Origin of the sequence: Klebsiella sp. 10-1 (assembly GCF_009758445.1) — a bacterium.
GTDB classification, from domain to species: domain Bacteria; phylum Pseudomonadota; class Gammaproteobacteria; order Enterobacterales; family Enterobacteriaceae; genus Klebsiella; species Klebsiella scottii.
Genome location: NZ_WQRE01000009.1, coordinates 53,403 through 73,243 on the forward strand (window position 1 = coordinate 53,403; position 19,841 = coordinate 73,243).

A 19,841-nucleotide genomic window follows, 5' to 3' on the forward strand; every position below is an offset into this window, starting at 1 on the left:
GCATATTTTTTTCGGCAAAACGCAGAAGAGAGTCCAGACTACACTCTAGAGTCCCCTTCGAAAAGTATCGCACTTAAAAGGACTACACTCTAGAGTATAGTCCCCACCATCTTACTCTTTTTTCAAAGAATAGTCGGTAACGACTCTATATAGACTCTACGCCGACTCTACATAGAGTTGTTCTAGAGTCTGATTTAACTTTCCATTAGAAAGAAACAGAAAGTTTATATCCGTAAACTCATAATTTAAAAGCGCAATCTGCAAAATTTTAATTTTGCGTGGGGTGTGGTGATTTTGTGGTGAGGAGTGCATATTTGTTGAGTCCGCGTCTGGGATGGGTTAACGTATTTCCAGAAATCGACCCTGGAGGGGAAAACGATGCGGAGCATCATCATTGCCGTTTTTTTTGTATTCTCGTTTGCCGCCAATGCTGCAGATTGTTTTACCCTTGCCGGACGCGATTACAAAATCGATCCGGATCTGCTCAGGGCTATATCCTGGCAGGAATCAAAATTCAAAATTGACGCTATCGGAAAGAATCCTGTCTCCGGCTATGGTTCAGGACTGATGCAAATTGACTCGCAGAATTTTGAAAAGCTGTCGAGCTTTGGAATAAAACCGCATCACCTGTTGACGGACGCCTGCCTGAACATTTACACCGGCGCCTATTACCTGGCACTGGCATTTAAAAAATGGGGAGTGAGCTGGGAGGCTGTCGGAGCTTACAATGCGGGGTTTAGCAGAACGGAGAAGCAGGCCATGAGACGTCTGCAGTATGCCAGGAAGATCGAGGCCATTTACAGGGCTATTAAGGCGAATAACAAAGCGGGCCAGGTTCAGCCGACACAACGATAAAGACCTCAATCAAGAGGTCTTTACGTTAAGATTGAAATCAATCAATTGCTCGCAAGATTAAATGACTCTCCGGATGATGAATAATGCTGAGATAACTTTTCAGCGCATCCTGTCGGGCAATGAGATGTTTGCATACATGGGTATATCCCGCCCCCATATCCGCAACCTGCCAGGACAACCAGTTAATTATCATCAGCGTGGAGATGATCCCGGCAGCATCTGCACTCACGTCGCTGTCAAAATTATTTTCGGGTATCACCATTCTGTAATACTGTTCACCTGCCGGTGCAATATATCCCGTCTGTGTCGTAATGAACTGAATCCGGTTCGGCGCCACATTCCCGCCGACACCCTGCGGAATAATCCAGTAATCCCATGCGCCGTTACTGTAATCCGAATACTGGCGTAACCAGCTGGCTACCATATTTATTGCCGACGGAGTAAAAAAGAGTGCCGGGATGAAATCCTCGCGCTCCTCACTGTCAGTCACACAGTAGCGATGATATTTATCTGTTTTAAATTGTTCGGCTGATTCTCGAGTGGCGGCGTTGACGTTTTTTGTGTGCATTCTGGTTTACTCCTTAGCGGTTTATTGTTTCGTTCGACTTCATCACTGAGCGGCAAAGGGCAATGAGCAGCAGGCGATGAATAAATACAGGGGCGCTTTGCGTTCATTTACCCCTGTATTTATTTAGCGGTTGATGCTAGAAGCAGCCCTCCGCGAAATGATGAAAACGGACGAGATACAGCTGAGGAGAATGCACACAACCCGTAACGGAAATTGGTCGCCAGACGAATTATCGTTACGGTCTTCAGAGTAGCGAATATTTTCGCTACGGTGAAAGCGGCGTATCCGTTTACGGATACAGCAAGCGTGCCATTGACGTTAGCCATCAGACCCTAGCGTTAGCCCGAAACCGCCCCGCGGGTTCGGCGGAGACTGACAGGTGCGCAGCAGCTGTCTGGCGGAGTGGGGCTGACGACTGAGCAGCGTAGCTGATCGGGAGCCGAAGGTGGCCATATTCCGTACGCCCGGGGTAATAAGCCTTATTTTCAGCAAAGTTAAATAAATACCGAGAAAGAAAAACAGCAGGAAGAAGAAAGACAGAAAGCGGCAGAAAGAAAATAAAAGAGAGGGGCTAATAACGCGCGATATTAATACTGGTGGCGCGTCAGCGCAGCCGGTATTATTTTGCGCCGCAGGCGCGCGGCCTTTTTCAGAGGTTGGGCAGGTTCTTCCCTGCCCTTCTGGTAATTTACGCGGCCTCCTGTATTCCGCGCATAAAGTCCCGCATTGCCCTGAACCGGCCCAGGTCTGCCAGCCGTTTTTCAAAGTCGTTGAGGTAGTAAACCGGGGTATACCTCACCCGCCGGAACTGCATCGTGAGCGTGTTCCCCGTCACCACTTCCGCCGCTATCCCCAGAAGTGACAGCTGGATGAAGGCCATATCTGCCGCCACCGGATCGATATCGATGCAGCTGCCGAACATGTGCATGGAAGGGTTGATATCTGCGTCAAGCAGGCACTCTGCATAGGCGATCAGCATCCCGGCAGCCCCACAGGCCGGGTCGCTGACAGTGGCAATCCCTTCCCGGCTGATAGTATCTCTGACGCCTGGCATCAGCATCCGCGCCATCAGGCATTGCACCGAATACGGAGTAAAATACTGCCCACGAAAGTTATCACCCAGCTCAAGCTCCATAAAAATCGCGCCGAGGAAATCATGAAATTTTGCCTCCAGCGCGCACACCATCAGGCAAAACATCTCCTGCATGTTCGCGATATCTGAAGCCTCGTACCGCGCGCAGATTTTCCGGCAGTGCTCCATGCTCTCAGGCGTTCTGATCCGGGCCATATCCAGCTCACTGGCGGCGAGAGACAAAAAATCGCTGAACACTTCCCAGCGCCCCAGATGGCGGCCTGTGGATTTGAACACGCTGATAAAATGGCTCCGGCTATAATGCGCGCTCATCATCTTCTGAACAGAGGGCACACATTCGATCCCCTGCAGCATGTCCTGTGTGGCCGGTCTTTTGTCAGCGCTCTCTCTGGCCATATCAAAAACATCGGCAAAACTTAGCTGTGACATGATTTTTCTCCTGGAAAAGCCGCCCCTTACAGAGCGGCAGGTTTCACATCACGCCAGACCGAGGCCAGCGTATACCGTGACCATGAACTGCTGCCAGTATTCCAGGCGCATAGCGGGAACGTGGGCACGCTTCCCGCTGCGTAAGGCATTTACAAACTCGTTCGCCTGTGCGACGATTTGAGGGTCAAATTTCATGGTGTTATCTCCATGTGGTTTTTGATGAAGCCGGATACGCACTTTTGCGGGTAGGTATCCGGCGTTGAATGAGCAGGCGAAAGCCTGCTTTTTTCATTTCTGGGCCAGTTTCAGCGCCTCCTTAATGCGCGTCTTAATCTGCGCATGGCTCATTTGACACACGTCCCGCAGACGGTAGTAATGTGCTCCGTTCCGGGCGTAAATTTCGGTTACGTCACAGCAGTACATTTCAGCCATCATGAAGGACTCCCATTCATTGTTTTCGCTCGTTGACCAGTTCAGCGGGTACATCAGTCCGAGCGCCTCATGAAAGGCATGAACATCGATTTCTTCCGGTGCTTTCACCGCATCGTTACGAAGACTCAGCCAGTACGCGCGCTCTGTCTCTGCAGTGGCCTGCATTCCCAGGACTGCAGAGGATTCGGTCAGGTGTAAGTACATGGGTCTCTCCTTCGGGTTAAGGGATGGCAGCGACATGCCGCCCCCTGTGTTTATTTATTCGTTTGCCGCCAGTTCGCTCATCAGCACTTTTTTTGCTTTCAGCGCGTGCTCTTCTTCCGAAAGCGTCAGGATGTAACCGCGCTTTGCCGCCGCGCCCATTAAGATCGGACGGTCTTTCAGCGGCAGGGCTTCCAGATAATCCAGCGCATCGCCCAACACACGGGCCTGATACAGTTCGAAGTGCATCCCGCAGCACCGCCCCGCCTCTTTCTCAATACGCGCCAGTACTACATCCGCGCGGATAACATCGAACGGGTTACGGGTGTGGATATTGCGAATAAAGCCATCAGTGCGCAGGTGCATATTTCTACGGTTCATAGCAGTTCACCTTCAGTGGGTTAATTCACACCTAAACGCTGGAACATATCGGAGATAATGTTCCGTCGTGCATATGACGCACCGGCAGCTTTCAAATCAGCCAGGACATTAAATGCATAGCTGGCGCTCTGTCCGTGAAATGCCAGTATCTTTGCTGCGATCGGTTCCGGGCAGGCCATAACCCATCTTTCGGTAGATTCTTTGGTGGCGGTTTTGACGTTGACGTTCTGTGTGTTCATTCTGCTTTTCCTCTGGTCTGGTGGTTAATCCATCTCTCGGTGAGTTCCCTGGCGGCAAAGGGCAAAGGAGCAACGTCGTAAGGAGGAGAACAAGGGGCGGAGACAAAAAGTTTTTGCGGTCCCTGGCAAAAAGTTTTTGGCGGAGTTTATTTACCCCTTGGATGACGACACGGCGGTGCTACGACCAGCCCTTCGCCGGGGAACGGACGAGAGATGACTCACCAGGGGAAGGGATGAGAATGAACACACCCGACACGACGGAACGGCGTGGCGCCATCAGAGTGCCGGCAGCTTTATCGCCGGCACGGTGAAAGCGGCGCGACCGGAACGGACGCAGCAAGCGCGCCGTTGACGTTAGCCATCAGACCCTAGCGTTAGCCCGAAACCGCCCCGCGGATTCGGCGGAGCCTGGCGGGTGCGTAGCAGCTGCCCTGGCGGAGTGGGGCTCGACGACTGAGCAGCGCAGCTGATCGGGAGCCGAAGGTGGCCATTGCCCTGCCTTTAGTTATGGTTCAGACCCTCTTTGCTAAGCCTTTGAGAAGCAAAGCGGAGATGAGAAACGAGTCCGTTATCTGTCGCAAAACACAATGACTAATGCTAACGTACGCATACATTAGCATTAATTAACGAGGTGTCCTGTGGAAAATGAGTCATCAACAGAGCTGGCACGCGCTCATTTTTTCAGCCATTTTTCTTACACACGTAACGACCTGGCCGGAGATTATGAAACCGAGTTGCTCCGCTATCGTGACGATACCTGGGACTACCCGAAACGTGCCGCCCGCCTGAGTGCAGCAGTGAAGCGATACAAAACTTACCGGATGCAGTGCTTCATTTTTGAGATTGCGGAGAGTGTCGAACTGGACTTCACGCCCCTTGTGGTAAAACGCCTTTGCACCGCCCTTTTTGGTCGTTCAGGGAGTCAGAATATTATTGTGGCGACCTTTGGCCAGAAAGGACGTGTTCATCGCAGCCGTGACAGTTCGCCCTCTGTCATAAGTGAAGTGGCAGAGCGCTACCGACTGGCAGCACACTCCTGCTGGGCCTCTACCCTCAGCGATATTGAAAGCGTCAGGAAGCACTACCAGGCAGGTATTCGCACGGCCAGAAAGCAGGAGGAATAAGTCCTCGAGATTAACGCTAATGGACGCGTACATTAGCATTAGCATGTATCACATTTGTCGCACGGGCAGGGAAGAGAGCGGCCGCGCCGGAGGCACTGCCGCCCTGCCCCGTTCCCCGGAGGGGAACTGCCCTTCAGCTGTACATGCGTGCGGTTGCTCTGAAGGGGAAAAAGGGGCTACCGGCGAACCGGTAACCCCTTCATAAAGGCGCTTCAGGCCTGTCCAGACAGTCTCAGCCCCTGAATGGCGGGGGTTTCCCCCCGCCGGGGTTAGCTACTTAGCGGATTCGTAAGCCATAAAAGCTGCCACCTCCCTGTTCGTGTCCCTGTACCGGATTTCACAGAGTGATTTCCGGGTCAGGTAAGTGAATATTAGCAATGTGAGACACACTATTAATACGCACCCGAGCAGAGTGTTTCGCGGCAGTTTCATGGCCTTCTTCTCCTTGCCTTGCGGCATCTAAGAGGCTATCCTGATGTTGTCTAGGCATACAGGTGGCCTCGTGGGTTAATGAAAATTAACTACGGGGCTTTCTGCTTTTTGCCGCACAACACGGTAACAAACCACCTGCACGTCATGAGGCAAAAAGCCTCAAGCGCCGTCGCCATTATACCTTGTAGTCCATTATCCACCCAGGACTAACCATCTGAAAAAAGGCTATATCCTCATACTTTTTTCTGTTCGTTCTCCGCCGGATACCCCAGAGCTTCCCGTATTTCTGCCGCCCGCTGTTCACTGCCGGTACTGATGCCTGCGTGGTACACCAGACTGAGCAAACCGTGTAACAGCATCCAGTCATCCCGCGTCAGCCTTGCATCAAGCCGACATAACCGTTTTCCTGATACCGCATGGCGAAACACGGTACCTGCTTCCTTTTTATCGAATTGCCGGCTGACAATACTCATTCAACCTCCCTGTCACTGCGCCCGTTGGCCCAATCCCGGATTTGCTCATCCAGCGCCTGAATATGCTGGTTGATACTCTCAACCAGTCGCTCGCTTTCGGTCTCCAGCCAGCCACTGAGTCCGTCCCACTCGCAGGTCATCTCTGTAAGGCGGGCAGACATTGTTAGCAGCTTGTTGCGTTGACTGCGGGCCACTTTCAACTCTGTTTTCCAGGGATTGTTTCTCATACCGATCGCCTCTGCAGCGCCAGTTTGTTGGGTACCTGCCAGCGCTCCGCCTGACGGACAGCCTCCGGGGAGTCACTCACGATGAAGCCGATTTCATGAATGACCCCGTACAGTGGCTCCTTCGCGTCACGCAGCCAGTCCAGGGAGGCCAGCGAGGCAAACCGCGACCGCCAGTGCCAGAAAGCAGGCTCCAGCTCCCGCGCGTCAAACTCGTCGGCCCACCGGCGATACCAGCTGCTGACCGTCTCCGGCGACTGAAAATTCAGCTCCGTGACTGCCTGTCCCAGCAGGTTCTGCCGTAACCGCCAGTGATGCGCCAGCACCCGTTCTTCCCGGCGCATCTTACGGGTAAACGCGATGTTTCTGCGTTGCAACCGGCGCTCTGTCCGTGTGTGCTGCACCTCCGGAAACAATTCGGCCTGAACATCCACCGGCAGCGGCAGCGGGCAGCATTCCCCGTGGCTGGCAATCAGTTCATCGAGCGCCTCCTCCACCTGTTTGAGGCTACTCAGGCGATGCTTCGGGTCCCAGTTCAGGCCGGGAATGCGCTGCGCCACTGCCGTGTTCATGCGGCTGTTCCTGGTCAGAATTCGCAGAAATGTCCGGACATGGGGCATTGAGGGCAAACGCGCACCCCGTAACTGAGCGTCTTCCACGAACATGATGGCCTGCAAAGCAGCCTGCCGTGCAGGTTTCAGGGTCACAATGGCATGGGATGAGGGGATCATAGTGCGCCCTCCTGTGCCAGGGTACTGATGATGCTGGCAAAGGAATAACCGTCAGTATCGAGACACGCTATCAATGCCAGCGTGTGGGAGATCAACTCCGGGTTAAATGCTTCCATGCTACGAACAACAGAGAACGGCTGGCCGCCACGGGTCACAAAGACGACCATCCAGCGCGTACTCAGCTCTCCCGGACTGCAGACCGCCACATCAAAATGACCGTGGGAGGGGGAAAAACGGATCTGTACCGGAAAGAATCCGCCGAACTCGCTTTTATATTCTCCGTTGACGTCCCAGCTCGCCGGACAGGACAGGTCCCGCATCACGGCATGGGTGAGTTCACGGCGAAAATCTTCACCGGCGGCGCGGTAGTCTTCCAGCTCTCCGGCGAACATGGTTTTCAGGACATCGGTAGTAATGATCGTGTTCATATTCTTCTCCTTATGGCCGCCCCGCAGGGCGGCGTCTCCGTTATCAGGCTGCGTGAGCCGTATGATCATCAGCGTCTGCTGCATCATCAGTGATGACGGGTTTCGCTGTGGCCGGTGGCTGCATCCATTCAGGAACCCATCGGGTCTCCGCGAGGGCATGCTCTGCATGCTCTGCAGCGTCTTTTTTCTTCATTTTCCCGGCATCAGCTGCTGCACCCGTTCTTCCTGCCTCGTTAAGCGCATTAACAATCTGCTGTTTGCTGAGCATACTGAGGAAATTGTCTGCGGTCGGTGTCCACCAGTCCCTCATATCGAAGCCGATCGCTGTTTCCATGCCATCAAGGGGACTTCGGGTGGTATGCCCCATTGTTCGGGTCTGCACGCCATACACTGAACTGGCGGTACAGAACGCCATCAGGGACATCAGGATTTCCCCGTCGAGGGTGAAAAACGTGGTGAAATCCTTCGACCAGCCCTCCGGTAACAGTGCCTGCAGGCGTGCTTTTTCCTGCATCAGCGTCTGCCAGGCTTTTCCGGTTTTTCCGGCCGGGGAGTCGCTGACGAGGGATGTATGATGCTCAGTGACTTTCATTTCGAAGGGATGACTGGCTGACATACCACCGTAATCAAACACACAGGCGCACAGCCGCCAGACCATCAGCGCCACGGCTTTCTGTGGTTGCTGCATCAACGCAGCCTGAACGGCAAGGGTGCGCTCAGAAGACATTTTTTTCAGCAGCGGTTCGCTGATGCTGTCCACGGGGTTTTCAATTTTTTTAGTGATGACGGTATTTTTTTTCTGGTCAGCCTGATCATCCACCTCCCGCTCCGGGGCAATCTGGCGGACGCCTCGCTGAATGTTCACTTCCGCGCCCCAGAAGCTGACCACCACACCACATTCCGCTTTCTGATCTGGGGTCCATTCACGGTTGACGGCCGCGCTCTCCATTTCGTCAATCAGTGCCTGAATGGCATATTCATCATCGTGTGTTTCGGTCGCCTCCTGTGTGGCATAGAGCTCATCGAGACGCTGCTGCTCATCAGCGGTGAAATTTGCCTCGGGTTCAGGCGTCAGCTGAAAAATTCGGGAGTCATCCCCCCAATGACGAACGGGATCGCTGCGAACCTGTGCCCATGCCCACCCCTCATTTTGTTGGATCTCGTCAGCCAGCGCAGAGAGTTTCTGGTGGATAAGGCTCTCCGTCAGCTCCTTGTCTGCTGTGCCTTCTCCATCATCCGCGCTGAACAGGTCTTCGCGCACGACACCGCCAGCGGCCTCATAACATTCACGCCCGATATACTCAAAGGCCGGGCTTTTTAACGAGATTTCCCGGTCTGTCACTGCACTTTTCAGCAGATGTGGAGCGGTATGGCCATAGGCGGATTTGACGTTTTCATAGACCTGCAGCTGACGGGTCGGATCATTTTCGAGCGCCAGCGCCTGACACTGCTCAATCGTGACTTCATCCTTTGCCAGTTGAGCCAGAAGCTCCGGTGCCAGCCCGGCGAGTTTGAGCATGCGCTTAACGTGGCGACCACCGTACCCCATCTGGGCGCCGATCTGCTCAGGTGTCATCCCCTGCGCTGAAAGGTCGCGAAAGGCGTAGATTTGCTCAGCCGGATGCATCGAGAGGTGTTCATCGTTCTCGATGAAAGAAACAAGCCGCGCCACGTCGTCGCTGACACGCTTAACAGGCACCAGATACTCGCTGTCAATTTCCTTTTCACTGGTGAGCAGATTGAGCCCCTCGCGCCGGCGACCTCCCGCCGCAACGCCAGATTTTCCTTCCGGCAACGTGTGGACAACCAGATTTTGCAACAGCCCCACGGCTTTGATGGATGTGGCCATGCTGCGTACGCTGGCCTCCGGGTAAGGAATCACACGGACATTTAGCGGCGATCTGACTAAGCAGGACAGGGGGACATATTCAATCTGAGCGGCTTCCAGTGCGGCTTTAAGGGTTTCTGCAGCTGCAGCCTGAGCCGCTTTTTTGCTGGTTTTTGCCGGTGCTTTTGCTTTAGACTCGGTGGCGGACATAATTGATACCTCTCTGATATTGATGATTGTCTGCCGGACAGCCCACCTGTCCGGCACCTCTTACTGCTTATTGCGTTTTACGTACTCCGTAGTCACGGATATAACGATTCATCCAGTACTCACCGCCGGGTTCAAAATTTCAGACGCGCCAGATCATCTCGCCGTCCCGACGAACAACCAGGCGAAAGCGGGTACCCTGATCGTCTTCAATCGCCACATTCTGATACTGCGCTGCCACCTCTGACGCCTGATCACGGGTGAACGTGCCGTCCGGCAGAGATTTCAGAGGGGGCATAACGTTGTGGTTCATGTACATCTCCTTTTTCTGCCCCGCCGTTAACGGGGCGTATTCATCATGATTCAGAAGGGGGCATCGTCATCCATCGGTGGGTAATCATCCGGTGACGGCTGCGGGGGTTGCTGCGACGGCGCTGCACTCTGACGGGCTTTTTTACCGCCCTTCGCTTTCGGGGAGTTAACCGGCGCCTCAGCGGGTTGTGCCGGGATCTGCGGCTTCGCGGGCTGCTGAGGTGTGGCGCTCTCAGACGAACTCCCCTCACGACGGCCGCCCAGCATCTGCATCGTGCCGTTTTGCCCGACCAGCACCTCGGTGACATAGCGTGTGGTTCCGGCCTCGTCCTGCCAGTTACGGGTGCGCAGCTGGCCCTCGATATAGACCTGCGCGCCTTTACGCAGATATTCGCCCGCCACCTCTGCAAGCTTGCCGAACATGACAACACGGTGCCATTCGGTGTTTTCGCGCAGTTCCCCGCTCTGTTTGTCACGCCATGTTTCAGATGTGGCCAGCGTCAGGTTTGCCACTGCGCCGCCGTTGGGCATGTAACGCACTTCCGGGTCCTGCCCCAGATGACCAACCAGAATGACTTTATTGATGCCTCGTGCTGCCATGATGAATCTCCTTAATCCGTTGTATTGCTTTTAAAAACCATCACCCGTTGAGTTTCGGGAGCCGCGGTTTTGACGTTTGCGGGAACCTGCTGTTTTGTTCCCGATGGTATGACCTTCACCCGTTTGAGAACCTTCGCCGCAAGGGCGTCAACGAGCACGGCCCGGTGCAGATGTCCGGGGTGAGCGGGAAATTTTTTTCGGTCTAATGGCGCGAAGCGGAATGGCCGGAAAAAATTTATTGCGAAAGGCCACGCCGTCCCTGGACAGCCAGGCGGGTTGTGCTTGTCTCAGCCCCGGCGAAAGGGACTTAAACGGTGAAAAGGCACAGGAGAGGAAATGAGCAGGGACCCGCCGCAACGTCGGAGCGCGGCACGCGAAACGGCGTTGCGCCTTACAGCCCGGCGGCCGTTGTTTTTCGACGGGGTGCAGGGAGCGCAGGACACGGCGCGACAGGGCGGCGCCTCCGGAACGGAGGCTGCAAGCCTGCTGTTGACGTTGCGTCATGGGATGGAAACCCGCTGCCCCGGAGGGGCCGGGCAGAGACGGCGCAGCTGGCTCTGTGCGAAGCATGACAGCCCGCCCGGACGCCCACTGCAGGACCTGAACTAAACGAAGAGCAAAATGGAAAGGCGGCAGAAACAGGTGAATTATCACGCTTCATCAGCTGCTCAACCGGAACAGGAGAAAAGAAACAACAGTAAACCTGAATACCAGAAGGAAGAGAGGGACAGGATGAACGCGGAGAGGGAGAGCCAGCGGCGCGTCAGCGCGGCCCGTTCTTCCTGCGCCGCAGGCGCGCAGCCTTTTCCGGCGCGGCCAGACGGGGGCTCACTCCCCCGCCGGGCTAACCGTGCTTTCAGACTGCGATCCTGAGCAGAACAGTAGAAACGTCGGTATACGCGAATGTCCCTCTCGGCAATGGCTCCCAGGCATCAGAAAGCGGCTTCAGTATGGATTGTTGCCGCGGCCCGTTCAGACAGACTGCGGCCACAACGCCGCCGGGCGCCAGAAGCGTCACTGCTCGCTGTATATGCCTGATATCCTGCGCATGATGAAAAGGCGGATTCATGATAATTTTGCTGTAGTGGTTTTCCGGCCGGTACTCCAGAAAATCACCCTGCCAGACGCTGACGCCCGGGAAATTTTCCCGAAGATGGCGGACTAAATCCGCGTTCAGCTCCACGGCGTCACACTGTGCCCGTGGCGCGGCTTCCCTGACCGCCCGCAGAATGGCGCCGGTTCCCGCTTCCGGCTCGAGAATATGATCAGAATCCACCACCTCCGCCAGACTGACCAGGCGACGGCAGACCGGATCGGGCGAGACAAACAGCTGAGAGCTTGCCCGGATTTCTGTAACAGGTGTTCGGCCATCCAGCCTAGCCCGCATCGTCCGGATGCGATCCCTGAGTTCGCTGCGCATAAGTCAACCTCCCTGAGCTCCCCGGCACCCTGCCGGGGAGTCTGCCTGTTATTTTTGCGGAATTTGTACCGTTTTCATGTCGGTGATATAGACATTCACCAGCGTACAACCGTGAGTCATGCAGCGGCGGAAGCGGTACGCGCCGTGCGTCTCATTTTCGGCCACGCTCCGGACAGCCTTATAATCCCCCGGCATTTTGGCCCATTCGGCTTTTGTCATCTCCTGGAATCCCTCCCCCGGATAGTTGACGATCGGTGGACGTTTTGCAGCCTGTTTCGCGGTGCTGACCTCTTCGGCTGACGGGGCTTTATAGTCGGTGATGCGATCCGGGGTCAGTTTCATGGTTCCCCCATACCCGAGAAAGCGATAACACGGTGTTTCCACTGAGCTGACCTGACCATTGCTTTTGTTGATGCGGATAATGGTTAACCACTCGCCCCGGCTTTTCACCTGACCGCCTGGCTCAAATTCCTGTATCCGGGTGACGACGCCACCGCTTTCATTGAGCATCGCACGTTCGTAGGCCAGGCGATTCCGGTAATGATTAACCCAGCGTTGTTGATGTCGGATCGTGCGTTCATGACAACGGATCGCAATATCCCGCGCCTGTTCAAAAGTAATGATTTCCTCAGACAGCGCCGAATAAAGGGACCTTGAGCCTTCATACTGGCTTTTCTCTGCCAGGCGGGGGTATTTATCGAGCATGAAACAGGCTGAAATATGGTCGTAATTACTGACCAGCAACGCCATGTTCAGATCCAGCGTTTGCGCGCGCCACATCGTGAGATACTTTTCAGACCGGGCAATGTGCTTTTCAGCCTTGCGTAATTCCGCCTCGAGATTTTTGATACGGCGGTAACGCACATCCGGACGCTCTTTGTACTTCGCGTGACGTAGTGAGGCCTGCGCGCGTTCTTCCCAGTATTCCGCGCGCCCGAACAGCATCACCGCGCGTTTCATGCCGTTTTCAATTTTCTGTGCATCACGGCGCGCGCGGCGTTCGCTGTGATGGCCAACAAGGATCGGCTGACCGAAGGGGATCGACGATGCCAGCGCATCGACATGCGCAAGCTCCCGCTCAGATTCACCGGCGCGTTTGTCGCTGTAGTCGTTAAAGCGTTCCGCGCGTTGCTCCTGACGGTCAAAAAGCGTGCTGTCTTCGTCCCCGATATCGCCGGCGAGGGACACTAACACATCCTCCCGGCCCGGCGTCCAGGCTGGCGCAACAAACAACCCCTGTTTCGGCGCCCACCGGAACCCCGCATCATGCACCCTCTTATACGTTTCCTCATCGAGGCGCTGCGAGGCATAAAGCCGCAGCTTGTTATCATCCGGGGAATAGGTCCCCCGGTACACCTGGTCGATACCTTCTTCAGCATCGGTCTGCGGGATGGTTTCGGCACTAAGTGCCTGTGCTAAAGCCTGAGTCATGATTTTTCTCCTTCCTGCGGTTGCCGCCCCTCGCGGGGCGGCTCACCTCATCAGTTAAATGCGCGTTTCAGTTCAAGCGTGCGGAGCACCTGCCCGAAAGCGGCGTTTTTCATCGCGGGGATATGAACGCCGCGCCCCTTGCGGTGACTTCTGGCGATATGGCGGCCAAAAGCTTTTAACGCGGGGTCAATCTCCGGCGCGGGGATCCCAGCACGGGAAATGCGCGGATGGCGACGGGGCTTTACAGCCTCTGCGGAAGGTGAAAGAATGGTCATGTTCATTACGTTAACTCCTTCAGGTAGTTAATGAAGCCGTAGAACCGTTCGAGCGATTTTTACGGCGTGGATCAAGCAGGGGCTACCCTGCTTTTTTCATTTCTGCGGTTCGTTGTCTGCTTCTTCTGCCTCCTTTAATCAGCATCGTTTTTTTCCTGATTTTTAAAGAACATCACCCGTTGAGTTTCGGGAGCCGCGGTTTTGACGTTTGCGGGAACCTGCTGCGATATTCCCGATGGTATAAACTTCACCCGTTTGAGAACCTTCGCCGCAAGGGCGTCAACGAGCACGGCCCGGTGCAGATGTCCGGGGTGAGCGGGAAATTTTTTTCGGTCTAATGGCGCGAAGCGGAATGGCCGGGAAAAATTTATTGCGAAAGGCCACGCCGTCCCTGGACAGCCAGGCGGGTTGTGCTTGTCTCAGCCCCGGCGAAAGGGACTTAAACGGTGAAAAGGCACAGGAGAGGAAATGAGCAGGGACCCGCCGCAACGTCGGAGCGCGGCACGCGAAACGGCGTTGCGCCTTACAGCCCGGCGGCCGTTGGTTTTCGACGGGGTGCAGGGAGCGCAGGCCACGGCGCGACAGGGCGGCGCCTCCGGAACGGAGGCTGTAAGCCTGCCGTTGACGTTGCGTCATGGGATGGAAGCCCGGCAGGGCGGAGACAGCCTGGCTGGCTCCGTTCACGACAGCCCGCCCGGACGCCCGTAGTGAAAAAGGGAACGGCTGAAAACAGAAAATGAAAGAATCAGGAGGATTTACAGGCAGCTCAGGAGATGGCTGGCGATTATCCGGCGTCATGCCAGCCCGGAAAAACGATTTTCTTTTCTGTACTTCGCAATGCTTTACCAGACAGAAGCCAGGCAAGCAAATACGGTGATCAATACGCTTAATTCGTCATCCGGAGCTCCTCCCCTTCGGTATCATCGTCATGATGATGCCGGAAACGATAATCCATGCAACGCCACTCCAGAGACGCAGTTTATCCCCCACGACGTTCATCAGGACAAAAGTAACGGACAGGATTTTGTCGCTCCTGTCGGTCAGAAACGGAGAAGGCGTGAGTGGCGCCGCAGGCGCGGCGAAACGCCTCTCCGGCAGGCGCAGCCTGCCCGGGTTTTCACGCGGGCTGACAGGAGCCCTCTCCTCCTGCACCTGCCATCGTGCTTACTGCCCTTTTCCACCCTGTAAGATGAAATGACCGGCGAGATACACGGCACACTGACAGGTCATGTACTCGCAGATTTCATCCATGACCTGTGCGGTTGTCAGTTCCCGCTGACCGGCATCACGGCGGCGGGCATTTATCAGGGCTTTGTACTGTCGCAGTATTTCGCGGGTTTCTGGCGCAATATTCAACGGTATTCTCCTTAACCGGCGGGATTTCCCCGCCGTGTATTATTCCGTTACTGAAAACATGCCGTCCGGGCCGTTAATCAGTCCAGCGCGGCGTAAATGGCGTTGCATTCCGGGTGAAAGGTAATGTGATCCCAGAGCTGGGCATCACGCAGCATGTAAAGGTGAGTCAGGGCCGGGTTGCCGCAGTCATGCCAGGCCGCCAGACGACGGTTAACTGCCAGACTGGTCAGAATAATGCCCGCCGCGTCGGCACTGACGGTACGATCAAACCAGTTTTCCGTGTTAACCAGATGTACGCGCCCACAATCCGGCATCATGTAGCCGCCACCCTCCGGCAGCCGTATGAAGTACCAGAAACAGCCTTCATACTCCGGCATCAGTTTTTTCGCCAGGGCGTACACCTGTAATTCCGCGATCATAAAATCAGTGCCGAACATGTACGGCAGGAAGGAAAGCCGATCGGACTCTTCAACATTCAGGACCGCACGCGTTTTCACATACTGCATGGTAAAACCTCCGTAATCACATGGACTGCGACACCGGGCGGTGCCGTGCCTCCATAACAGACGGGCGATCAGTCGGGAATGCAGGGGCGCAAGGGAAGCCGCAGCCTGACGCACACGGCAGCCGGGAGTTGCAGGGTGAGTCCGTGAATCCTGAGCGGGCGAACGACCGGAAAATCCCGGCAGACGGGAAGGAAGGACCGGGTGACCGCAGCGGCGAAGCGAACCCTTGCATTCCCGGCAGCCCGGCTACGATGGAGGCACGGCACAGCCCGCATACGCACAGCACTGACAGAGTGGAAAGCTCTCAGGCAACGTCACGCAGGGACGGGGCCGCCATAAAAGCGGAGCCGGCGACAGCCTTATCCTTCCGGGATGATCCCGGGGGCCGCAACCCCCGGCGGTTCACGACACTGACCGGATTGTTGAAAGGGCATTGCAGACAAGGGTGATTTCTGCGCGCGCTTCTGCCATGACCTCATGTAACAAGGTTAAATCCATCCACCGGCGCGGAGGCTCTCCCGGCATCCGTAACACATCGCACATCTGCCCACATGCCAGGATCTGATCCACTTTGTCGCTGATAACAAAGAACGCAACGGCACTGTAGCGCGCGCCTTTGTTCAGGATGGCATCCAGCACCACCGGTACATTGTCGTCCTCTTCGTCCAGCCAGCAGGGCATATCATTTTCTTTCACAACCAGACGGAAATTGCGTGTCTGCCGGTAAAACAGCGTTTCCCCGCGTGTGGTCAGCGCGGCCTCTATCCGGCGAGTATCCTCCCGAACCTGCCGGGAGATAGTCCGGACGGCACGAAACAGACAATCCGTTACCGCCTCAATTTCCGGCTCCGTCAGCCATTCCCCGGCCCAGGGAAAGGTTATCTGTGTCCCGTCCTCCGGCAGCTGTGGCGCGTCTGCATAGCGGCTGCCGGATAAAATAATCTGCGCAGCCGTTCCGGTCATTTTCGTCACCGCACTTTGCAGCGCTGCGGCACCTTCGCCGGCGCTGAGTAAAGGAAGCAGGTGAACAATATCAGCCGCATCCAGACGGACATAAATGCTTATCCATCCTGGTTTGTTTACCGGATCTCGCTGATCAACATCGGTATGGTCAGGCCATCCATAATCAGCTATCAGATCACGCGCGCGGCGCATCACAAGGGCGTTTAGTGTGGTGGTTTCCTGCATAGTATCGTCCTCGAAACAGGTTAATGACACGCCGCCCGGGCGGCGTGCAGGTTTCAGTTTTTCAGTAATGCGCGCACTTTCGCCGTATCAGAAAGGCGACGGGTCACGCTTTCCGGCACCGGATGGTTATCATCCCGGGCGGCCCATTCCCTGTGCCATAACGCCTGTTCGGCGGTCGTCAGCAGGGTTTCGAGCAGGTCAGCCGGCACCAGGACTCCCGGAGCGGCCTCTTTCACCTCATCGATCAGGTCCATCACCGCACCGGCAGACACACCCGACTCAAGCCGCTGGTCTTCCGATATGGCGTCCATGCGCTCCAGCACCGCCTTTATGTCCTGTTCAGAAACGACACATTCCATCCCGTCGGCCAGCGCTTCGATATCCTCCGGGGACCAGACAATCAGGTTCAGCGGGGTTTCTGCGGGATATTGCTCATTCAGCAACCGGCAGAGGGTTTCACAGGTTCCGTACATCTTTTTTCTCCGTTGATTCTGTGGGGCGGCACCGCCGCCCGCGGTCAGTCCTGAAAACTTTCATCCAGCATCAGGGCGATGTCGAATGCCTTGTCCAGCAGTACGCTGATACGGCGCAGACTCATGCCAGCCAGTCGTTCAGGCAGCCCGTCATGCCGGTAGTGATACTTTTCTTCCAGCACATTGCGGGTGGTTTTCAGGTCGCACAGGTTGTTCGCCAGCCCGGCCATATCGCGGCGCAGGGCTTCGTGTCCGCCGTAGTTCATTACGCGGCCTCCGGATAAAAGACGTCGTTGGCGGCCGGTCGCTGCATGGCGAGCTGTACCGCTGACAGGCGGGCAATCCCGGCTTTGTGGTACTGCTCCATCAGTTCAATACCGATGTAACGGCGCCCTGACCGGAGGGCTGCCACGCAGGTGGAGCCTGAACCGGCAAACGGATCGAGAACAATGGCGTTCGGGTGTGTGAAGCTCTCGATCAGAGGTTGCAGGCTGGTCACGGGTTTTTCGGTCGGGTGGTGGCGGTTGCCGCTGTATTTCCAGCCCAGCACGTCCGGCAGCGGGTCCTGCGGTAGCGGCGGACGACCTTTCGCCAGGATATAGGCGCATTCATGGCGGTAGCCGACATAGGCGGATTTGGACGAGTAAGTTTTGGTGAACACCAGATGCCCGACCACGCTGAATCCGGCGCTTTTCCACGCGGCCATAAAACGATCGACGCGGTTCCAGCCGTAAAAACTGACCATCAGCGCGTCTTTTTTGAGTACGCGGTACATCTGATTGCAGGCAGGCTGGAGCCACTCGTCGGTTTTGTCACCGGCAAGGGTGCGGCCGGAGCGGTCACGGAAGCCGACCAGGTACGGGGGATCGGTCAGAATGAAATCGACGGCGCGATCGGGAAAGCCGCCCATAATATCGATACAGTTACCCAGGATAAAACGGGACATAGGGATACCTCGTGGTGACAGGGGGCACCCAGGAGGACGTCGGTACGACGTCCGTTCCCTGCTGCCCGGAGCCTGTACGCCGCGACCGGTAACGGGTCAAGCTGACCGTGGAATACCGCAGCCGTCAGGCCTTCCGACGGCAAGGCTATGCCGCGAAAGCGGCTTGAAGGGCGCTCCTCAAAAGGCGAGTGGATGGCGTAAAATCACAACGACGCCGGACAGGAGCGGAAAAGCCGCCCGTCCCGTGTCCGCCCGGGCGCGGCACACTGGCTCCGGGCAGTGACTATCCCCGCGCCAGGCGCGGCATCGATGCGGAGCAGCGCGACATCATTATTTTCTGAAGTACCGGGCTTGCGTCCCGTTCCGTGGTACACCGGACGCGGCACACTGGCACCGTGCGGCAGCGGACGCACAGGCTAACGGGTGAACGGCAGAAGAAACTGTCGGGAACCAGCTATCCACAAAGCGTCTGTTTAACTCTGTGGATAATCTGGAGACAGGTGGCGGAGAAGAGCCGTCAGGCAGGCGTCGCGTCACCTGTTCTTTTTTTGACCAGAGTGAAAAGAATATCAGCGTGGCCGGGGCTTGTCTCCGACCAGGGAAAGGCCGATATAAACGCCCGCCCCCCAGATAACCTGCGACAACACGAAGATCCACAGCGGTACGTCGAACACCAGAAGCGGAAGCAGGCACACGGTGACAATGCCAATCAGCCGACTGCCGTATTTTCTGCGTACAGGTTCACTGCTGTCGACCGGGACGCCGGCAAACCGGAGAACATTTCTGAAACCTGGTGACATAAAGACCTCTTCGGGAATGAAATTCATTTGATATTAGTATATTACAGGATAAGGGGGGTCAGTGCCGTCCTGGCATGCGTTTTTGTTACATGACACTTTTTTCGCCATCACAGCAGGGGGTTAGCGTGGGACGGCATAAAGAGGCTTGCAAAAACAAGCAGCCGGCAAAATAATTACTGTATGGATGCACAGTAAAAAAGGAACAAAACAGTGAAATTCACACCTGTAGCACTCAACCCCGGAATACTCACTCTTCCGCTTTTCACTGAACGATGCGCGGCAGGTTTCCCCTCCCCTGCAGCCGATTACACCGAATCAGAACTGGACCTCAACGAGTACTGCATTCGCCGGCGCCACTCGACCTATTTCGTCAGGGCCATCGGAAACTCGATGACGGACATTGGTCTTTACTCCGGTGATCTGATGGTCGTTGATAAAGCGGAAAAACCCCGGCATGGCGATATCGTTATTGCCGAGATTGAGGGCGAGTTTACCGTCAAACGACTTCTGCTGACCCCCCGCCCTGCCCTGCCCAGCAGGCGATGAACCCGGCTTATCCTGACCTGCACCCGGACCCGGAGACACTGCAGATATTCGGCGTGGTGACCGCGTTTGTTCATAAAACACGGGATACGGATTAATGTTCGCCCTGGCCGACGTGAATTCGTTCTATGCCAGCTGCGAGAAGGTGTTTCGCCCTGATTTGCGAGGAAAACCAGTGGTTTGCCTTAGTAATAATGATGGCTGTGTAATCGCCCGAAGCGTGGAAGCCAAACGCCGGCTGGGCATCAAGATGGGTACCCCGTGGTTCCAGCTGAAGGACACACAGTTCCCTGAGAAGCTGCACGTGTTCTCCAGTAATTATGAGCTCTAGTAAGTTAAGTGGAAT

26 protein-coding genes and 6 pseudogenes are annotated in these 19,841 nt (G+C 55.8%); 5 read left to right on the top strand and 27 right to left on the bottom strand.

The features are described from left to right. The first annotated feature begins 378 nt into the window (after positions 1-378). Positions 379-855: a transglycosylase SLT domain-containing protein gene (locus GO007_RS24955; protein ID WP_095104655.1), complete on the top strand. Its 477-nt coding sequence runs from the start codon at positions 379-381 to the stop codon at positions 853-855. Between the two features lie 37 nt (positions 856-892). On the opposite strand, the gene GO007_RS24960 is transcribed toward GO007_RS24955, so the two are convergent. From GO007_RS24960 to GO007_RS24985, 6 genes are all read right to left on the bottom strand, one after another. Continuing rightward, a complete protein-coding gene (locus tag GO007_RS24960) occupies positions 893-1,423 on the bottom strand; it encodes an antirestriction protein (RefSeq protein ID WP_095104657.1) in 531 nt (176 codons plus the stop codon). 688 nt (positions 1,424-2,111) lie between these two features. Next, a complete protein-coding gene (locus GO007_RS24965) occupies positions 2,112-2,945 on the bottom strand; it encodes an N-6 DNA methylase (protein WP_095104659.1) in 834 nt (277 codons plus the stop codon). A 48-nt stretch (positions 2,946-2,993) separates the two neighbouring features. Next, positions 2,994-3,140: a succinate dehydrogenase flavoprotein subunit gene (locus GO007_RS24970; protein ID WP_095104661.1), complete on the bottom strand. Its 147-nt coding sequence runs from the start codon at positions 3,138-3,140 to the stop codon at positions 2,994-2,996. Between the two features lie 93 nt (positions 3,141-3,233). After that, positions 3,234-3,581 (bottom strand): hypothetical protein, encoded by a 348-nt coding sequence (locus GO007_RS24975; RefSeq protein ID WP_095104663.1) that lies wholly within the window; start codon positions 3,579-3,581, stop codon positions 3,234-3,236. A 54-nt stretch (positions 3,582-3,635) separates the two neighbouring features. Then, entirely contained in the window at positions 3,636-3,959 is a 324-nt protein-coding gene (locus GO007_RS24980) for a hypothetical protein (protein WP_095104665.1), read from the bottom strand. 20 nt (positions 3,960-3,979) lie between these two features. After that, positions 3,980-4,138 carry a hypothetical protein gene (locus tag GO007_RS24985; RefSeq protein ID WP_223261830.1) on the bottom strand — a complete coding sequence of 53 codons (159 nt, stop codon included), beginning with the start codon at positions 4,136-4,138 and terminating at the stop codon, positions 3,980-3,982. A gap of 698 nt (positions 4,139-4,836) precedes the next feature. Between GO007_RS24985 and GO007_RS24990 the strand changes: the two genes are divergently transcribed. Continuing rightward, positions 4,837-5,322: a cytoplasmic protein gene (locus tag GO007_RS24990; protein WP_095104669.1), complete on the top strand. Its 486-nt coding sequence runs from the start codon at positions 4,837-4,839 to the stop codon at positions 5,320-5,322. A gap of 273 nt (positions 5,323-5,595) precedes the next feature. On the opposite strand, the gene GO007_RS24995 is transcribed toward GO007_RS24990, so the two are convergent. The 13 genes and pseudogenes from GO007_RS24995 to GO007_RS25045 all read right to left on the bottom strand — a co-directional run bounded on the left by GO007_RS24995 (position 5,596) and on the right by GO007_RS25045 (position 13,689). Continuing rightward, complete coding sequence (locus tag GO007_RS24995) at positions 5,596-5,715, bottom strand: type I toxin-antitoxin system Hok family toxin (RefSeq protein WP_223156217.1); 120 nt, start codon at positions 5,713-5,715, stop codon at positions 5,596-5,598. Further along, positions 5,660-5,812, bottom strand: a complete 153-nt coding sequence (locus GO007_RS29435; RefSeq protein WP_223261827.1) for a DUF5431 family protein — start codon at positions 5,810-5,812, stop codon at positions 5,660-5,662. The genes GO007_RS24995 and GO007_RS29435 overlap by 56 nt, the downstream gene beginning before the upstream one ends. Before the next feature lie 175 nt (positions 5,813-5,987). Then, the gene (locus GO007_RS25000) at positions 5,988-6,227 is read right to left on the bottom strand and encodes a hypothetical protein (RefSeq protein WP_157349372.1); all 240 of its coding nucleotides are present in this window, start codon (positions 6,225-6,227) and stop codon (positions 5,988-5,990) included. Next, complete coding sequence (locus GO007_RS25005; protein WP_095104671.1) at positions 6,224-6,454, bottom strand: hypothetical protein; 231 nt, start codon at positions 6,452-6,454, stop codon at positions 6,224-6,226. Before GO007_RS25005 ends, GO007_RS25000 begins: the two co-directional genes overlap by 4 nt. Next, the gene (locus GO007_RS25010; RefSeq protein ID WP_095104672.1) at positions 6,451-7,182 is read right to left on the bottom strand and encodes a plasmid SOS inhibition protein A; all 732 of its coding nucleotides are present in this window, start codon (positions 7,180-7,182) and stop codon (positions 6,451-6,453) included. The genes GO007_RS25005 and GO007_RS25010 overlap by 4 nt, the downstream gene beginning before the upstream one ends. Beyond that, positions 7,179-7,610, bottom strand: a complete 432-nt coding sequence (gene psiB, locus GO007_RS25015; protein WP_095104790.1) for a conjugation system SOS inhibitor PsiB — start codon at positions 7,608-7,610, stop codon at positions 7,179-7,181. The genes GO007_RS25010 and psiB overlap by 4 nt, the downstream gene beginning before the upstream one ends. A gap of 43 nt (positions 7,611-7,653) precedes the next feature. Then, positions 7,654-9,648 carry a ParB/RepB/Spo0J family partition protein gene (locus tag GO007_RS25020; RefSeq protein ID WP_095104674.1) on the bottom strand — a complete coding sequence of 665 codons (1,995 nt, stop codon included), beginning with the start codon at positions 9,646-9,648 and terminating at the stop codon, positions 7,654-7,656. Between the two features lie 67 nt (positions 9,649-9,715). Then, a pseudogene (locus tag GO007_RS25025) lies at positions 9,716-9,958 on the bottom strand (DUF905 domain-containing protein). 50 nt (positions 9,959-10,008) lie between these two features. After that, positions 10,009-10,557 carry a single-stranded DNA-binding protein gene (gene ssb, locus GO007_RS25030; protein WP_095104676.1) on the bottom strand — a complete coding sequence of 183 codons (549 nt, stop codon included), beginning with the start codon at positions 10,555-10,557 and terminating at the stop codon, positions 10,009-10,011. Positions 10,558-10,587: 30 nt separating this feature from the next. Further along, positions 10,588-10,727, bottom strand: a pseudogene (locus GO007_RS29290) (single-stranded DNA-binding protein). A 686-nt stretch (positions 10,728-11,413) separates the two neighbouring features. Further along, positions 11,414-11,977: a class I SAM-dependent methyltransferase gene (locus tag GO007_RS25035; protein WP_095104678.1), complete on the bottom strand. Its 564-nt coding sequence runs from the start codon at positions 11,975-11,977 to the stop codon at positions 11,414-11,416. Positions 11,978-12,025: 48 nt separating this feature from the next. Further along, the gene (locus tag GO007_RS25040; RefSeq protein ID WP_157349373.1) at positions 12,026-13,408 is read right to left on the bottom strand and encodes a DUF3560 domain-containing protein; all 1,383 of its coding nucleotides are present in this window, start codon (positions 13,406-13,408) and stop codon (positions 12,026-12,028) included. 50 nt (positions 13,409-13,458) lie between these two features. Next, positions 13,459-13,689 (bottom strand): CCDC81 family HU domain 1-containing protein, encoded by a 231-nt coding sequence (locus GO007_RS25045; RefSeq protein ID WP_095104680.1) that lies wholly within the window; start codon positions 13,687-13,689, stop codon positions 13,459-13,461. 462 nt (positions 13,690-14,151) lie between these two features. On the opposite strand from GO007_RS25045, the pseudogene GO007_RS29295 reads away from it, so the two are divergent. Then, a pseudogene (locus GO007_RS29295) lies at positions 14,152-14,379 on the top strand (hypothetical protein); the annotation flags it as partial. Between the two features lie 146 nt (positions 14,380-14,525). Here the strand turns inward: GO007_RS29295 and GO007_RS29300 are convergent. The 8 genes and pseudogenes from GO007_RS29300 to GO007_RS25085 form a co-directional block, all read right to left on the bottom strand. Continuing rightward, a pseudogene (locus GO007_RS29300) lies at positions 14,526-14,787 on the bottom strand (hypothetical protein). Positions 14,788-14,847: 60 nt separating this feature from the next. Further along, the gene (locus tag GO007_RS25050) at positions 14,848-15,039 is read right to left on the bottom strand and encodes a hypothetical protein (RefSeq protein WP_095104682.1); all 192 of its coding nucleotides are present in this window, start codon (positions 15,037-15,039) and stop codon (positions 14,848-14,850) included. A 77-nt stretch (positions 15,040-15,116) separates the two neighbouring features. Then, a complete protein-coding gene (locus GO007_RS25055; protein WP_095104796.1) occupies positions 15,117-15,545 on the bottom strand; it encodes an antirestriction protein in 429 nt (142 codons plus the stop codon). A 402-nt stretch (positions 15,546-15,947) separates the two neighbouring features. Beyond that, entirely contained in the window at positions 15,948-16,733 is a 786-nt protein-coding gene (locus GO007_RS25065) for a hypothetical protein (protein ID WP_095104684.1), read from the bottom strand. A 53-nt stretch (positions 16,734-16,786) separates the two neighbouring features. Beyond that, on the bottom strand, positions 16,787-17,206 hold the full coding sequence (locus tag GO007_RS25070) for a DUF1380 family protein (RefSeq protein WP_095104686.1): 420 nt from the start codon (positions 17,204-17,206) through the stop codon (positions 16,787-16,789). Positions 17,207-17,250: 44 nt separating this feature from the next. Continuing rightward, entirely contained in the window at positions 17,251-17,472 is a 222-nt protein-coding gene (locus tag GO007_RS25075) for a hypothetical protein (protein WP_095104688.1), read from the bottom strand. Further along, positions 17,472-18,152: a DNA methylase gene (locus GO007_RS25080; protein WP_095104690.1), complete on the bottom strand. Its 681-nt coding sequence runs from the start codon at positions 18,150-18,152 to the stop codon at positions 17,472-17,474. The genes GO007_RS25075 and GO007_RS25080 overlap by 1 nt, the downstream gene beginning before the upstream one ends. A gap of 569 nt (positions 18,153-18,721) precedes the next feature. Further along, positions 18,722-18,952: a hypothetical protein gene (locus tag GO007_RS25085; RefSeq protein ID WP_009654052.1), complete on the bottom strand. Its 231-nt coding sequence runs from the start codon at positions 18,950-18,952 to the stop codon at positions 18,722-18,724. A gap of 210 nt (positions 18,953-19,162) precedes the next feature. Here GO007_RS25085 and umuD point away from each other — a divergent pair. Both umuD and GO007_RS25095 read left to right on the top strand, forming a co-directional pair. After that, positions 19,163-19,593 (top strand): annotated as a pseudogene (gene umuD / locus GO007_RS25090) (translesion error-prone DNA polymerase V autoproteolytic subunit). Further along, positions 19,593-19,823: pseudogene (locus tag GO007_RS25095) on the top strand (Y-family DNA polymerase); the annotation flags it as partial. The pseudogenes umuD and GO007_RS25095, both read left to right, overlap by 1 nt. Between the last annotated feature and the right edge of the window lie 18 nt (positions 19,824-19,841).